Below are 15,210 nucleotides of genomic sequence, written 5' to 3' on the forward strand. Positions count from 1 at the left end.
GCTTAAGGGCGCCTATTGGCGTCCTTTCTTTTGCCTGCGATAAGGCCCCTGCGCCCCTGACAGCGCCGGGCATCCATCATTCCTCGCAGATGCTGGTCACGGTGATGCCGTAGCGCTCCAGCAGGCGCACGGCCGGCGTCTGCACCTCATAGGGGCGATCCTTCGGCTCCTCACGCTCATAGTCGCGCTCGGCCATTTCCAACAACCACTGCACGGCCTGCTCCATGCTCGGCTTGGTCGTCGACTCGACCTCCAACACCCCGGTCCCCTCGTCTTTGCTGTAGGTAATCATCCACTTAGCCATAAGCTGCGATTTCCCCTCGGGTTCTCTCGGTTACCCCGCCGCGGGCGGGCGCCCTGTGCTTTAGAGTCCGCCAGCCCCCCGGCAGTTCGACGGGAGGGGCGCCAGAGCCGGCTGCGGCTCGCCGAGCGCCGGGCACAAAAAAGCCGGGCAAGCCCGGCTTTGCTCTTACTCGTGGTCGCCAGGCCGCTCAGGCCTTGGGCAGGGTCACGCCCTGCTGGCCCTGGTACTTGCCACCACGGTCCTTGTAGGACACCTCGCAGGCCTCATCGGATTCGAGGAACAGCATCTGCGCCACGCCCTCGTTGGCATAGATTTTCGCCGGCAGGGTGGTGGTGTTGGAGAACTCCAGGGTCACATGGCCTTCCCACTCCGGCTCCAGCGGGGTGACGTTGACGATGATGCCGCAGCGCGCATAGGTGCTCTTGCCCAGGCAGATGGTCAGCACATTGCGTGGAATACGGAAGTACTCGACGGTGCGCGCCAGGGCGAAGGAGTTCGGCGGGATGATGCACACGTCGCTCTTCACATCGACGAAGCTCTTCTCGTCGAAGTTCTTCGGGTCGACGGTGGCCGAATTGATATTGGTGAACACCTTGAATTCATCGGCGCAACGCACGTCGTAGCCGTAACTGGAGACCCCGAAGGAGATCAGCGGCGCATTGCCTTCGGTGCGCACCTGGCGCTCGACGAAAGGCTCGATCATGCCGTGCTCTTGGGCCATGCGGCGAATCCACTTGTCCGATTTGATGCTCATGGCGGGCGTCCTGAATGGGCTGATGGTGAAAAAGTGAGCGCATCTTACCGGGGCGAGCGAGCGGGTTCAAAGGCTGTCGACCGACGCGTTCCGACGCCCCGCCGAACGCCCCCGAGCCATTAATTCGCGAAAAGGCGCACAGAGCATTCGCGCTTCGTGGCAAAAGCGGGTATGGTGGCCCCACTGTGCTGCATGTGTCACCGCGAATCGCTACTTGATGCCTAGATTTCGATCCAAACATCGTCCGACTCCTAGTACTCGTTGCACTCAGTCCCGGCCTGGGCTTTTCCAGGGCTGCTATTACTTTTGTTAGGAGATTTCACATGTCCAATCGTCAGACTGGCACCGTTAAGTGGTTCAACGATGAAAAAGGCTACGGCTTCATCACCCCGCAATCCGGTGACGACCTGTTCGTTCACTTCAAAGCTATCCAGAGCGATGGCTTCAAGACCCTGAAAGAAGGTCAGCAGGTCTCCTTCGTGGCCACCCGTGGTCAGAAAGGCATGCAAGCTGAGGAAGTTCAGGTTATCTAACCTGCACCGACTCGAAAAAAGCCCCGCCTAGGCGGGGCTTTTTTGTGCCTGGAGAACAGTCAGTCGTCGCTGACCTTGATGCTCGGCATCGCCGGCTGCGCGGCCTGGGCGATGCGCGCACCGACGCTGCGGGCCATGGCCTGGTAGAGCATGGCGATCTGGCTTTCCGGGTCGGCGATGGTGGTCGGCTTGCCGCCATCGGACTGCAGGCGGATGGCCATCGACAGCGGCATGGAGGCCAGCAGGTCGACCCCGAACTGTGCCGCCAGCCGCTCGCCGCCGCCCTCGCCGAACAGGTGCTCGGCATGGCCGCAGTTGGAGCAGATGTGCACCGCCATGTTCTCCACCACACCCAGCACCGGGATATGCACCTTGCGGAACATCTCCACGCCCTTCTTGGCGTCCAGCAGGGCCAGGTCCTGGGGCGTGGTGACGATCACCGCGCCGGCCACCGGCACCTTCTGCGCCAGAGTCAGCTGGATGTCGCCGGTGCCCGGCGGCATGTCCACCACCAGGTAATCCAGGTTGTCCCAGGCAGTCTGGGTGATCAGCTGGATCAGCGCACCGGAGACCATGGGCCCGCGCCACACCACCGGGGTGTTCTCGTCGGTGAGGAAGGCCATGGACATCACCTGCACGCCATGCGCCTGAAGCGGCACGAACCACTTCTGCTCCTTGACCTCGGGCCGGGTACCCTCGGCGACGCCGAACATGATGCCCTGGCTCGGCCCATAGATGTCCGCATCGAGGATGCCGACCCGCGCGCCTTCACGGGCCAGGGCCAGGGCCAGGTTGGCCGCGGTGGTCGACTTGCCCACCCCGCCCTTGCCCGAGGCCACGGCGATGATGTTCTTCACGTTGGCCAGGGCCGGCACCTGCTCCTGGCCCTTGTGCGCCTCGACCCGGCAGTCGACCTGCACCTGGGCCCTGGCCACGCCCTCCAGATTCTCCAGGGCCATCTGCAGCATCTGCGCCCAGCCGCCCCTGAACAGCTCGGCGGCATAGCCCAGCTCCAGACGCACGCGCACCTGGTCGCCCTGGATATCGACCTCGCGCAGGCAGCCGGCGCTGACCGGGTCCTGATTGAGGTGGGGATCGGTGTATTGACGCAGGGCGGCTTCCACCGCCTGACGGGTCACGACGCTCATGGCAACTCCAGAAAAGACCGAGTAAAACAGACGGCCATCCTAACCGAGCGCCGGCTCCAACGCATGCCCGCCGCCCCATGGCGAGCGCCGGCGTCGCCGCCACGCATGTCGAGGCCGCAGCTAGGCAGCGCACACCGGTGCACGGGCGGATGAAAAAAAACCGCTGCGCCTATATAGTTGCCGACTCCCTTCGTTTTACCAGTGCAGCCGATCCCCATGTCCGAAGCCCGCAAGATTCTCGTCACCAGCGCCCTGCCCTACGCCAACGGTTCGATCCATCTCGGCCATATGCTCGAGTACATCCAGACCGACATGTGGGTGCGCTATCAGAAACTGCGCGGCAACCAGTGCATCTACGTCTGCGCCGACGACGCCCACGGCTCGGCCATCATGCTGCGCGCCGAGAAGCAGGGCATCAGCGCCGAGCAGCTGATCGCCGAGGTGCAGGCCGAGCACAGCGCCGACTTCGCCGACTTCGGGGTCGACTTCGACAACTACCACTCGACCCATTCGGAGGAGAACCGCGAGCTGTCGGCGGCCATCTACCTGAAGCTGCGCGACGCCGGGCATATCGCCACCCGCTCGGTGACCCAGTATTTCGACCCGGAAAAGGGCATGTTCCTCGCCGACCGCTTCATCAAGGGCACCTGCCCCAAGTGCGCGGCCGAGGACCAATACGGCGACAACTGCGAGAAGTGCGGCGCCACCTACGCGCCGACCGAGCTGAAGAACCCACGCTCGGCCATCTCCGGCGCCGTGCCGGAGCTGCGCGACTCCAAGCACTTCTTCTTCAAGCTGCCGGACTTCCAGGCCATGCTCGAGCAGTGGACCCGCAGCGGCACCCTGCAGGACGCGGTGGCCAACAAGATCGCCGAATGGCTGGATGCCGGCCTGCAGGAATGGGACATCAGCCGCGACGCGCCCTATTTCGGTTTCGAGATCCCCGACGAGCCGGGCAAGTATTTCTACGTCTGGCTGGACGCGCCGATCGGCTATATGGCCAGCTTCAAGAATCTGTGCGCCAAGCGCCCGGAGCTGGACTTCGACGCCTTCTGGAACAAGGGCTCCGAGGCCGAGCTGTACCACTTCATCGGCAAGGACATCGTCAACTTCCACGCCCTGTTCTGGCCGGCCATGCTCGAAGGCGCCGGCCTGCGCACGCCCAGCGCCATCAACGTGCACGGCTACCTGACCGTCAACGGGCAGAAGATGTCCAAGTCCCGCGGCACCTTCATCAAGGCGCGCACCTACCTCGATCACCTCAACCCCGAGTACCTGCGCTACTACTACGCGGCCAAGCTGGGCCGCGGCGTCGACGACCTCGACCTGAACCTCGAGGACTTCGTGCAGAAGGTCAACTCCGACCTGGTGGGCAAGGTGGTGAACATCGCCAGCCGCTGCGCCGGCTTCATCCACAAGGGCAATGGCAGCGTGCTGGTAGCCGCCGACCCGGCGCCGGAACTGACCGAGGCCTTCAAGGGCGCCGCGCCGTCCATCGCCGAGGCCTACGAGGCCCGCGACTTCGCCCGGGCCATGCGCGAGATCATGGCCCTGGCCGACCGCGCCAACGCCTGGATCGCCGACAAGGCGCCCTGGGCCCTGAACAAGCAGGAAGGCAAGCAGGCCGAGGTCCAGGAAATCTGCGCCCTGGGCATCAACCTGTTCCGCCAGTTGGTGATCTTCCTCAAGCCGGTGCTGCCGAAGCTGGCCGCCGATGCCGAGGCCTTCCTCAATGTCGCGCCGCTGACCTGGGACGACCACCAGAGCCTGCTGGCCGACCATCGACTGAACCCGTTCAGCGCCCTGCTGACTCGCATCGAGCCGACGAAGATCGACGCCATGATCGAAGCCTCCAAGGAGGACCTGGTCGCCGAAGCCAGCCAGCCGGCCGGTAATGGCGAGCTGAGCAAGGAGCCGCTGGCCGCGGAGATCAATTTCGATGCCTTCGCCGCCGTCGACCTGCGCATCGCTCTGATCGAGAAGGCCGAGTTCGTCGAGGGCGCCGACAAGCTGCTGCGCCTGTCCCTGGACATCGGCGATGCCAAGCGCAACGTGTTCTCCGGCATCAAGAGCGCCTACCCGGAGCCGAGCGCGCTGGAGGGCCGCCTGACCCTGTACGTGGCCAACCTGGCCCCGCGCAAGATGAAGTTCGGCATCAGCGAGGGCATGGTGCTGGCCGCCGGCCCGGGCGGCGAGGAAATCTACCTGCTCGGCCCCGACAGCGGCGCCAAACCGGGCCAACGGGTCAAGTAAGGCTTAGCCCGGCGCACGCTACGCTGTTATGACGCGGCGACACGCCGGCCTATGCCGGCTTGTCTGCACCGGGCGCCTTCCCGATAATAGGCGCCCTTTTCCCACGGCCCTTGCCTGTCCACCACGGTACCCGCAATGACCGAACTCGCCCTGATCATGGTAAGCGCCATCCTGGTCAACAACTTCGTGCTGGTGCAGTTCCTCGGCCTCTGCCCGTTCATGGGCGTGTCGAAGAAGATCGAGACGGCCATCGGCCTGTCCCTGGCCACCACCTTCGTCCTGACCCTGGCCGCCATGTGCAGCTACCTGGTCCAGCAGTATGTGCTCAAGCCCCTGGACCTGGAGTTTCTGCGCACCATCAGCTTCATCCTGGTGATCGCCGTGACCGTGCAGTTCACCGAGATGGTGGTGAACAAGACCAGCCCACTGCTGTACCGCGTGCTGGGCATCTTCCTGCCGCTGATCACCACCAACTGCATCGTCCTGGGCGTGGCCCTGCTCAACGCCAACAAGGCCGAGTTCACCTTCGTCAGCGCCACCGCCAACGGCTTCGCCGCCGGCCTGGGCTTCTCCCTGGTGCTGGTGCTGTTCGCCGCCATGCGCGAGCGCATCGCCATTGCCGACGTGCCCAAGGCCTTCCAGGGCGCGGCCATCGGCATGGTCACCGCCGGGCTGATGTCCCTGGCGTTCATGGGCTTCACCGGGTTGATCAAGCTATGAGCCTGGTGATCAGCGCGGTACTCGCCCTGCTCGGCCTGTGCCTGGTGTGCGGTGCCATCCTCGGCTATGCCGCGGTGCGTTTTCGCGTCGAGGGCAACCCCATCGCCGAGCAGATCAACGCCCTGCTGCCGCAGACCCAGTGCGGCCAATGCGGCTACCCCGGCTGCAAGCCCTACGCCGAGGCGATCGCCGGCGGCGACAAGATCAACAAGTGCCCGCCCGGCGGCGAGGCCACCATCGCCGCCCTGGCCGACCTGCTGGACGTCGAACCCGAGCCGCTGGATGCGGTGGAAGGCGAGAAGCCGCAGATGGTCGCCTTTATCCGCGAGGCCGAGTGCATCGGCTGTACCAAGTGCATCCAGGCCTGTCCGGTGGACGCCATCGTCGGTGCGGCCAAGCAGATGCACACGGTGATCGCCAGCGAATGCACCGGCTGCGACCTGTGCGTCGAGCCCTGCCCGGTGGACTGCATCGACATGCTGGAAGTCGGCAGCACGGTGCAGAGCTGGAAGTGGCAGCTGCCCCTGCCGCCCGGACAACTGATCGCTACCGATCGGGGACAGGCCGCATGAGCGCACAGAACATGATCTGGGATATCCACGGCGGCATCCATCCGCCGGAGCGCAAGGAACTGTCCAACCGCTCGGCCGTGCAGCCGGCGCCGCTGCCCAAGCGCCTAATACTGCCGCTGAACCAGCACGTAGGCGCGACTGCCGAGCCCCTGGTGGTGGTCGGCGAGGCGGTGTTCAAGGGCCAGAAGATCGCCGAAGCCAGCGGTTTCGTCAGCGCCCCGCTGCATGCACCGACCTCCGGCATCGTCAGCTTCGTCGGCCCGCAGCCCTACCCCCATGTGTCCGGCATGCTCGCCCCGGCCATCGTCATCGACAGCGACGGCCAGGAGCAGTGGTGCGACCTGGAGCCCTGCCCCGATTATCGCCAGCTTGAGCCCGAGGCCCTGCTGGAGAAGATCCGCCAGGCCGGCATCAGCGGCCTGGGCGGCGCCGGCTTCCCCACCGCGGTGAAGCTCGCGGCGCGGCCGACCCAGAAGATTCACACGCTGATCATCAACGGCACCGAGTGCGAGCCCTACATCACCGCCGACGACCTGCTGATGCGCGAGAAGGCCGCCGAGCTGGTCGGCGGCATCGAGATCCTGGTCCAGCTGATCCAGCCCGAGCAGGTGCTGATCGGCATCGAGGACAACAAGCCCGAGGCCATCGCCGCGGTAAAGGCCGCGGTGGGCGAGCGGCCCTTCGGCGTGCGGGTGTTCCCGACCAAGTACCCCTCCGGCGGCGAGAAGCAGCTGATCCAGATCCTCACCGGCGTCGAGGTGCCCAGCGGCGGCCTGCCCGCCGATATCGGCATGCTCTGCCAGAACGTCGGCAGCGCCGTGGCCATCCACGAGGCGGTGGTGCACGGCAAGCCGCTGATCAGCCGCATCACCACCCTCACCGGCGAGGCCCTGGCCCAGCCGATGAACGTCGAGGCACTGCTCGGCACCCCGGTCGGCGAGCTGCTCGAGTTTGCCGGCCTGCAGGCCGACAAGCTGCACCGCCTGGTCATGGGCGGCCCGATGATGGGCTTCACCCTGCCCAACCTCGAAGTGCCGCTGATCAAGACCACCAACTGCCTGCTGGCCGCCAGCGCCGAGGAACTGCCGCCACCGCCGCCGGCGCTGCCGTGCATCCGCTGCGGCGAATGCGCCGAGGCCTGCCCGGCCACCCTGCTGCCGCAGCAGCTGCACTTCTTCGCCCTCGGCCAGGAACACGAGCAGCTGCGCGCGCATAACCTGTTCGACTGCATCGAATGCGGCGCCTGCGCCTACGTCTGCCCCTCGAGCATCCCCCTGGTGCAGTACTACCGCGCGGCCAAGGGCGAGATCCGCGAGCTGGAACAGAAGCAGATCAAGGCCGAACACTCCAAGCAGCGCTTCGAGTTGCGCCAGGAGCGCCTGCGCCGCGCCGAGGAGCAGAAGGAGGCCGAGCGCCAGGCCCGCGCCGAACGCGCCGCCCGGGCCAAGGCGATCCAGGCCGAGACCTCCGCCGGGCTGCTGGAGGAGGACGCCGTGGCCGCCGCCCCGGCGGCCAGGGTCAGCAGCCTGAGCGATGCGCAGAAGAAGCTGAAGATCGACGCCAGCATGGCCCAGGTCGCCCTGAAGAAGGCCGAGAAGCAGCTGGCCGCCCACGACACCCCGGAGCTGCAGGCCCAGGTCAGCGACCTGCGCGCCGCCGCCGAGGCGGCGCAGAAGGCCCTGGACGCCGCCCTGGCCAGCGCGCCCCCGGCCGCCCCGGCCGTGGACGACGGCGCCCTGAAGAAGGCCAAGATCGACGCCGCCATGCTCCGCGCCCAGCTGCGCAAGCTGGACAAGCTCGAGGCCCCGGACGACGATCAGCAGGCCGAGCTGGCGCGCCTGCGCCAGCAGCTCGAGGCCGCCGAGAAGCTGCTCGACAGCCTGCAGAACCAGGCACCCGCCGCGCCGGCCAAGGCCGTGGACGACGGCGCCCTGAAGAAGGCCAAGATCGATGCCGCCATGCTCCGTGCCCAGCTGCGCAAGCTGGACAAGCTGGAGGCCCCGGACGACGACCAGCAGGCCGAACTGACGCGCCTGCGCCAGCAACTCGAGGAAGCCGAGAAGCTGCTGGACGGCCTGCAGAACCAACCGCCCGCCGCGCCGGCCACGGTCGTGGACGACGGCGCCCTGAAGAAGGCCAAGATCGACGCCGCCATGCTCCGTGCCCAGGTGCGCAAGCTGGAGAAGCTGGAGGCCCCGGACGACGACCAGCAGGCCGAGCTGGCGCGCCTGCGCCAGCAGCTCGAAGAAGCCGAGAAACTGCTGGACGGCCTGCAGAACCAGGCACCCGCCGCGCCGGCCAGGGCGACGCCAAGCGATAAGGTCGATCCGCTGAAGAAGGCCAAGGTCGAGCTGGCGATGAAACGCGCCGAGCTGAAGAAGGCCGAGAAAGCCGAAGTCGCGGAGGTCGAGCTGGAGCCCCTGCGAGCGGCCGTCGCCGCGGCCGAGCAGGCCCTGCACGACGCCGAAGCCGCCTCCAGCAAGCCGGCGCCCGAGCTGGTACGCAGCGACAAGCGCCCGGTCGATGACGCCACTCGCGCCCTGAAGACCGAGGTGGCCTTCGCCCGCGCCGACCTGCGCAAGCTGGAGCGCGACGGCGGCGCCACGGCCGAGGCGTTGCAGGCTGCGCGCCGGCGTCTGGCCGAGGCCGAAGACAAACTGCAGCAGCACACCGAGTCGTAGGGCCGGTCGCCTGGCGATCTGCCCCCTCAACACTACCTGACACCGGAGCGCCAATGGCCCTGCCCCGCATCACTTCGCCCCACGCCAAGGGCGCCAACCGCACCCAGCAGGTGATGCTGCAGGTGCTGCTGGCCTGCGTGCCCGGCATCCTGGCCCTGACCTGGCTGTTCGGCGCCGGCACGCTGATCAACCTGCTCTGGGCCGGTGCCTGCGCCCTGGGCTTCGAGGCGGCCATCCTCGCCCTGCGCCAGCGCCCGCTGGGCTTCTTCCTCAAGGATTACAGCGCCCTGGTCACTGCGGTGCTGCTGGCCCTGGCCCTGCCGCCCTACTCGCCCTGGTGGCTGACCCTGATCGCCACGGGCTTCGCCATCGTCTTCGGCAAGCAGCTGTATGGCGGCCTCGGCCAGAACCCGTTCAACCCGGCGATGCTCGGCTACGTGGTGGTGCTGATCTCCTTCCCCAGCGAGATGACCAGCTGGCCCGCACCGCAGCGGGTCGGTCCGGTCGACGGCCTGCTGCATATCTTCGGCATCGCCGCCCTGCCCGACGGCTGGGCCCAGGCCACCGCCCTGGACGTGCTGAAGATCAACCAGAGCCTGACCGTCGACGAGCTGTGGACCCAGCATCCGGCCTTCGGCCGCTTCGGCGGCGCCGCAATCGAGGCGGTCAACCTGGCCTTCCTCGCCGGCGGCCTGTACCTGCTGCACAAGCGCCTGTTCAGCTGGCACGCGCCGGTCGGCATGCTCGCCGCCCTGGCGCTGATGAGCCTGGTGTTCTGGAACGGCAGCGGCTCCGACTCCCATGGTTCGCCGCTGTTTCATCTGCTCAGCGGCGCGACCATGCTCGGCGCCTTCTTCATCGTCACCGATCCGGTGTCCGGCGCCACCAGCAACCTCGGGCGCCTGCTGTTCGGCGTCGGCGTCGGCGTGCTGGTGTATGTCATCCGCGCCTGGGGCGGTTACCCGGACGGCGTGGCCTTCGCCGTGCTGCTGATGAACCTGGCGGCGCCGACCATCGACTACTACACCCGGCCACGCACCTACGGCCACCGCAAGCCGACCCGCGGCTTCAAGTTGGGGGAATAACCCGTGCTACCGGAAATCAGCCGCTCGATGCTGAAGAACAGCCTGGTGCTGGGCCTCTTCGCCGTGACCACGGTCGGCCTGGTGGCACTGCTGCAGCAGGCCACCGCCAGCCGCATCGCCGCCGCCGAGCGCGCGGCCCAGGTGCGCGCCCTCGCCGAGATCCTCCCCCAAGGCAGCTACGACAACCAGTTGCTGGACAGCAGCGTCGCGGTGCACGACCCCGAGCTGCTCGGCAGCAAGGGACCCCGCCCCGCCTATGTCGCCACCAAGGACGGCCAGCCCAGCGCGGTGATCCTGCGCGCCACCGCACCGGACGGCTACAGCGGGGCCATCGAGCTGCTGGTCGGCATCCGCGCCGACGGCCGCCTGGCCGGGGTGCGGGTGCTGGGCCACAAGGAAACCCCGGGCCTGGGCGACAAGGTCGAGTTGAGCAAGAGCCCGTGGATTCTCGGCTTCGACGGCAAGTCCCTGAGCGATCCGGACGAGGCCGGCTGGGCGGTGCGCAAGGACCGCGGCCAGTTCGACCAGTTCGCCGGCGCCACCATCACCCCGCGGGCGGTGGTCAAGGCCGTGCACCTGACCCTGCAATACTTCGACGCGCACAAGCAGGAGCTGTTCGCAGCCCAGGTGAAGCCCCATGGTTAGCTATCGCGAGATCACCCTCAACGGCCTGTGGAAGAACAACCCGGCCCTGGTGCAGCTGCTCGGCCTCTGCCCGTTACTGGGGGTCAGCAACTCGACGGTCAACGCCCTCGGCCTGGCCCTGGCCAGCGCCATGGTGCTGGTCTGCTCCAACACCGCGGTGTCGCTGGTGCGCGGCGTGGTCAACACCGCCGTGCGTCTGCCCGCCTTCGTCATGATCATCGCCGGCCTGACCACCTGCATCGAGCTGCTGATGCAGGCGTTCACCTACGAGCTGTACCAGATCCTCGGCATCTTCATCCCGCTGATCACCACCAACTGCGTGATCCTCGGCCGCGCCGACGGTTTCGCGGCGAAGAACGACCCCGCCCGCGCCGCCTACGACGGCCTGATCATGGGCCTGGGCTTCGGCGTGGTGCTGGTGATGATCGGCGCCCTGCGCGAGCTGTTCGGCACCGGCGCCCTGCTGGCCAACATGCACCTGCTGTTCGGCCCCCTGGCGGCCGACTGGCAGATCAGCGTCATTCCCGACTACCCGGGCTTCCTGCTGGCCATCCTGCCGCCCGGCGCCTTCATCGTCCTCGGCCTGCTGATCGCCGGCAAGAATCGCATCGACCAGGTGCTGGCCGAACGGGCCAAGGCGCGACAGCCGCAGGCGCCGGCGCAGAGTCGGCGGGTGCGGGTCACCGGGGTGATCGAGTGAACGCGGCCAAGCGCTACGAGATCTTCCGCCGGTTGCACGAGGACAACCCGGAGCCCAAGACCGAGCTGGCCTACGACTCGCCCTTCGAGCTGCTGATCGCGGTGATCCTCTCGGCCCAGGCCACCGATGTCGGGGTCAACAAGGCCACCGCCAGGCTGTTCCCGGTGGCCAATACGCCCGCTGCCATCCATGCCCTGGGCGTCGAAGGCCTGTCCGAATACATCAAGACCATCGGCCTGTACAACAGCAAGGCGAAGAACGTCATCGAGACCTGCCGCATCCTGGTCGAACAGCACGGCGGCCAGGTTCCGCAGAGTCGCGAGGCCTTGGAGGCCCTGCCGGGCGTCGGCCGCAAGACCGCCAACGTGGTGCTCAACACCGCCTTCCGGCAGTTGGCCATGGCGGTGGACACCCACATCTTCCGCGTCAGCAACCGCACCGGCATCGCCCCGGGCAAGACGGTGCTGGAGGTGGAAAAGAAGCTGCTCAAGTTCGTGCCCAAGGAGTTTTTGCTGGATGCCCACCACTGGCTGATCCTGCATGGCCGCTACGTCTGTCAGGCGCGCAAGCCGCGTTGCGGCAGCTGCCGCATCGAAGACCTGTGCGAGTACAAGCACAAGACTTCCGACGATTGATCTTTCGGTGAAAAATCCCGTCTTCTGATTGAAAAAATCTTTTTTACCCGCCCCGGTTTTGCGGCTATAAGGTGCGCAAATGGCCCCCCGTAGCCAAGCTGGAGTGAAAGCCCATGAGCACTGCCAAAGAAGACCTCGAGCTCGACGACGATTTCGTCGCAGACGATTCGGACGATGCCGAAGCCCCCGTCGAAGTCGCCAAGACCAACCTGACCAAGCGGCGCATCATCGACAACTTCCTCGAGGAGCGACGCCTGCACAAGCAGCTGGCCGAATACGATTTCGATCTGTAGCTGCCGCGCCGCCCAGACATGAAAAAGCCCCGCCGAAGCGGGGCTTTTGCATTTTTCGACCCGCGCGAGGCTCAGTCGTTGCGCGTCGGCGACAGCAGCTCGATGCGGTAGCCGTCCGGGTCCTCGACGAAGGCCAGGATGCTGCTGCCGTGCTTCATCGGCCCCGGCTCGCGGACGATAAGGCCGCCGCGGGCACGGATGTCCTCGCAGGCCTTATAGACATCCTCCACCTCCAGGGCGATATGGCCGTAGCCGCTGCCCAGCTCGTAGCTGTCCACCCCCCAGTTGTGGGTCAGCTCGATCACGCTGTTGTGCGCCTCGTCGCCATAGCCGACGAAGGCCAGGGTGAACTGCCCTTCCGGGTAATCCTTGCGGCGCAACAGGGTCATGCCCAGCACCTCGGTATAGAAGGCGATGGACTTGTCCAGGTCGCCGACGCGCAGCATGGTATGCAGCAATCTCATCGGTAATTCCTCCTTGCAGGCCGCTTGTGGCGGCGTAGAAAGCACGACCCCGGCCTGGGCCGGGGTCGTGTGACGTCTGGCCATGGCTGGCCGCAGGGCGACTGCCGTTACAGCAGGGTACGCCCCTTGTTCGCGGCGATGCGCATGCGCAGCGCGTTGAGCTTGATGAAGCCCGCCGCGTCCTGCTGATTGTAGGCGCCGGCATCGTCCTCGAAGGTGGCGATGTTGGCGTCGAACAGCGAGTCGTCGGACTTGCGGCCGACCACCACGACGTTGCCCTTGTACAGCTTCAGGCGCACCACGCCGTTCACGTTGGCCTGGGAGGCGTCGATCATCTGCTGCAGCATGACGCGCTCCGGGCTCCACCAGAAGCCGTTGTAGATCAGGCTGGCGTACTTGGGCATCAGCTCGTCTTTCAGGTGGGCCACTTCGCGGTCCAGGGTGATCGACTCGATGGCGCGGTGCGCCTTGAGCATGATGGTGCCGCCGGGGGTCTCGTAGCAGCCGCGCGACTTCATGCCGACGAAGCGGTTCTCGACTATGTCCAGGCGACCGATGCCGTTCTCGCCGCCGATGCGGTTCAGCTCGGCCAGCACGGTGGCCGGGGTCATGTCCTTGCCGTCGATGGCGACGATGTCGCCGGCGCGGTAGGTCAGCTCGATGTAGGTCGGGGTATCCGGCGCCGCTTCCGGCGACTTGGTCCAGCGCCACATGTCTTCTTCGTGCTCGGTCCAGGTGTCCTCCAGCACACCGCCCTCGTAGGAGATGTGCAGCAGGTTGGCGTCCATGGAGTACGGCGACTTCTTCTTGCCGTGGCGCTCGATCGGGATCTCGTGCTTCGCGGCGTAGTCCATCAGCTTCTCGCGGGACATCAGGTCCCACTCGCGCCACGGCGCGATCACCTTGACACCCGGCTTGAGGGCGTAGGCGCCCAGCTCGAAACGCACCTGGTCGTTGCCCTTGCCGGTGGCGCCGTGGGAGATGGCGTCGGCGCCGGTCTCGTTGGCGATCTCGATCAGGCGCTTGGCGATCAGCGGGCGGGCGATGGAAGTGCCCAGCAGGTATTCGCCTTCGTAGACGGTGTTGGCGCGGAACATCGGGTAGACGAAGTCACGCACGAACTCTTCGCGCAGGTCGTCGATGTAGATTTCCTTGACGCCCATGGCCTGGGCCTTGGCGCGCGCCGGCTCGACTTCTTCCCCCTGGCCGAGGTCCGCGGTGAAGGTCACCACTTCGCAGTTATAGGTATCTTGCAGCCACTTGAGGATCACCGAAGTGTCCAGGCCACCGGAATACGCCAGGACCACCTTGTTTACGTCGGCCATGCCAATCAACTCCACGGGGTTGTTCGGGAAAACCCGTGATTCTACTGACCCCGGCGACCAATTTACAGGGGCGCGACAGCTTGTGACGACGAGGCGACAGCGACTTGCCGCCGTGCGACGGCTCAGGATGCGGCTGGGGGCGTCGCCGCGGCGGCCTCCGGTGCGGCTTCCGCCGCCGGCGCCGGTGGCACCCGCTCCAGGCGAATGCCGACCCGTCGATTCTTCGCCCGGTTGGCCGTGTTGCTGTTGGGCACCAGCGGATAGCGTTCGCCATGAAAGCGAACGCTGATCTGTTCGCTCGGCACCCCGTTGGCCTCGAGGTAGGCCTGCACCGCCAGGGCCCGCCGACGCGACAGGTCACGGTTGGTCAGGCGGTTGCCGCTGTTGTCGGCATGGCCGTCGAGCTGGATGCGATTGACGCTGGGGTCGGCCTTGAGCAAGGTCAGGATGATGTCCAGCTTGGCCTGAGCCTGCGGCTCCAGGTCGACGCCGCCGCCGGGGAACCCGACCTGAGTCTGGCGCACCTGCTCGAAGTTGACCGGCAGCAGTTTGGCGGCGCAGGCCAGGTAGTCGTCGTAGGCCTGACGGAACCTGACCGGCAGCAGGCGCACCTCCAGGCGCTCGCCGCCCTGCAGGGTACGGTGGCGCACCAGCGGGCTGCGCCCCTCGAGCAGGCCGCTGAGCAGGCGCCCGGCCTGGTACTGCGAGCTGTTGAACGGCACCTCGCCGGCGGCGATGCTGACCGAACCCAGGTTGATATCGCCGCGCCCCGGCTGCCAGGGCGCCGCCGCCGCCAGCAGGGTGGCCGAACCGCTGCCCAGCCAGCGCTCGCGGACCTGCAGGCGGAAGATCGCCTGCTCGCCGGCGCGGCGGACGAACTGGCCGGCGCCGAAATCGGTGATGGGCTGCGACAGGCGGCACTCGAACCGGTCACCCTCGACTCGCCATTCGACCTGCTCCAGACGGGTCTGAAAGCTGATGCCGAACGCCGGCAAACTGGCGAGCAGGCTGAACAGGGCTAGGCAGGACTGGCGCACGGCGGGCTCCACGGGGAATTTCGGCGTTCAACCGGGGTATCGGTGGCCCGCGGGAAAACTT

General features: G+C 66.6%; 16 protein-coding genes. 10 read left to right on the forward strand and 6 right to left on the reverse strand.

Features of this window, described 5'->3' with window-relative positions; all coding sequences use genetic code 11:
* Nucleotides 1–76: 76 nt before the first annotated feature.
* Together ACSX1C_RS09545 and dcd are read right to left on the reverse strand one after the other, a co-directional pair.
* The gene (locus ACSX1C_RS09545; RefSeq protein WP_318645553.1) at nt 77–304 is read right to left on the reverse strand and encodes a hypothetical protein; all 228 of its coding nucleotides are present in this window, start codon (nt 302–304) and stop codon (nt 77–79) included.
* 187 nt (nt 305–491) lie between these two features.
* Nucleotides 492–1,058, reverse strand: a complete 567-nt coding sequence (gene dcd, locus ACSX1C_RS09550; RefSeq protein WP_213638766.1) for a dCTP deaminase — start codon at nt 1,056–1,058, stop codon at nt 492–494.
* 323 nt (nt 1,059–1,381) lie between these two features.
* Here dcd and ACSX1C_RS09555 point away from each other — a divergent pair, with 323 nt between their 5' ends.
* Nucleotides 1,382–1,591, forward strand: coding sequence for a cold-shock protein (locus tag ACSX1C_RS09555; protein ID WP_013714598.1), 210 nt, complete (start codon nt 1,382–1,384; stop codon nt 1,589–1,591).
* A 59-nt stretch (nt 1,592–1,650) separates the two neighbouring features.
* Here the strand turns inward: ACSX1C_RS09555 and apbC are convergent, their stop codons facing one another.
* Nucleotides 1,651–2,739 (reverse strand): iron-sulfur cluster carrier protein ApbC, encoded by a 1,089-nt coding sequence (gene apbC / locus ACSX1C_RS09560; protein ID WP_439889220.1) that lies wholly within the window; start codon nt 2,737–2,739, stop codon nt 1,651–1,653.
* 216 nt (nt 2,740–2,955) lie between these two features.
* Here apbC and metG point away from each other — a divergent pair, with 216 nt between their 5' ends.
* From metG to ACSX1C_RS09605, 9 genes are all read left to right on the forward strand, one after another.
* On the forward strand, nt 2,956–4,992 hold the full coding sequence (gene metG, locus ACSX1C_RS09565; protein WP_439889221.1) for a methionine--tRNA ligase: 2,037 nt from the start codon (nt 2,956–2,958) through the stop codon (nt 4,990–4,992).
* Nucleotides 4,993–5,127: 135 nt separating this feature from the next.
* Nucleotides 5,128–5,712 (forward strand): electron transport complex subunit RsxA, encoded by a 585-nt coding sequence (gene rsxA / locus ACSX1C_RS09570; protein ID WP_318645550.1) that lies wholly within the window; start codon nt 5,128–5,130, stop codon nt 5,710–5,712.
* Nucleotides 5,709–6,284, forward strand: coding sequence for an electron transport complex subunit RsxB (gene rsxB, locus ACSX1C_RS09575; RefSeq protein ID WP_439889222.1), 576 nt, complete (start codon nt 5,709–5,711; stop codon nt 6,282–6,284). The genes rsxA and rsxB overlap by 4 nt, the downstream gene beginning before the upstream one ends.
* Nucleotides 6,281–8,965 (forward strand): electron transport complex subunit RsxC, encoded by a 2,685-nt coding sequence (gene rsxC / locus ACSX1C_RS09580; RefSeq protein ID WP_439889223.1) that lies wholly within the window; start codon nt 6,281–6,283, stop codon nt 8,963–8,965. The genes rsxB and rsxC overlap by 4 nt, the downstream gene beginning before the upstream one ends.
* A 53-nt stretch (nt 8,966–9,018) precedes the next feature.
* Nucleotides 9,019–10,050: an RnfABCDGE type electron transport complex subunit D gene (locus ACSX1C_RS09585; protein WP_439889224.1), complete on the forward strand. Its 1,032-nt coding sequence runs from the start codon at nt 9,019–9,021 to the stop codon at nt 10,048–10,050.
* 3 nt (nt 10,051–10,053) lie between these two features.
* Nucleotides 10,054–10,695 carry an electron transport complex subunit RsxG gene (gene rsxG / locus ACSX1C_RS09590; RefSeq protein WP_439889225.1) on the forward strand — a complete coding sequence of 214 codons (642 nt, stop codon included), beginning with the start codon at nt 10,054–10,056 and terminating at the stop codon, nt 10,693–10,695.
* Nucleotides 10,688–11,395, forward strand: a complete 708-nt coding sequence (locus ACSX1C_RS09595; protein WP_439889226.1) for an electron transport complex subunit E — start codon at nt 10,688–10,690, stop codon at nt 11,393–11,395. Before rsxG ends, ACSX1C_RS09595 begins: the two co-directional genes overlap by 8 nt.
* Nucleotides 11,392–12,030 (forward strand): endonuclease III, encoded by a 639-nt coding sequence (gene nth, locus ACSX1C_RS09600; RefSeq protein WP_439889227.1) that lies wholly within the window; start codon nt 11,392–11,394, stop codon nt 12,028–12,030. Before ACSX1C_RS09595 ends, nth begins: the two co-directional genes overlap by 4 nt.
* Nucleotides 12,031–12,143: 113 nt before the next feature.
* Complete coding sequence (locus ACSX1C_RS09605; RefSeq protein ID WP_318645543.1) at nt 12,144–12,323, forward strand: PA3496 family putative envelope integrity protein; 180 nt, start codon at nt 12,144–12,146, stop codon at nt 12,321–12,323.
* Nucleotides 12,324–12,394: 71 nt separating this feature from the next.
* Here the strand turns inward: ACSX1C_RS09605 and gloA are convergent, their stop codons facing one another.
* The 3 genes from gloA to ACSX1C_RS09620 all read right to left on the reverse strand — a co-directional run bounded on the left by gloA (nt 12,395) and on the right by ACSX1C_RS09620 (nt 15,149).
* Nucleotides 12,395–12,787 (reverse strand): lactoylglutathione lyase, encoded by a 393-nt coding sequence (gene gloA, locus ACSX1C_RS09610; RefSeq protein WP_318645542.1) that lies wholly within the window; start codon nt 12,785–12,787, stop codon nt 12,395–12,397.
* Between the two features lie 107 nt (nt 12,788–12,894).
* Nucleotides 12,895–14,112: an argininosuccinate synthase gene (locus tag ACSX1C_RS09615; protein WP_318645541.1), complete on the reverse strand. Its 1,218-nt coding sequence runs from the start codon at nt 14,110–14,112 to the stop codon at nt 12,895–12,897.
* A 122-nt stretch (nt 14,113–14,234) separates the two neighbouring features.
* A complete protein-coding gene (locus ACSX1C_RS09620; RefSeq protein ID WP_439889228.1) occupies nt 14,235–15,149 on the reverse strand; it encodes a flagellar protein MotY in 915 nt (304 codons plus the stop codon).
* Nucleotides 15,150–15,210 lie beyond the last annotated feature (61 nt).

This window comes from Pseudomonas sp. MBLB4123 (genome assembly GCF_051904775.1).
Classification (GTDB): domain Bacteria; phylum Pseudomonadota; class Gammaproteobacteria; order Pseudomonadales; family Pseudomonadaceae; genus Aquipseudomonas; species Aquipseudomonas benzenivorans_B.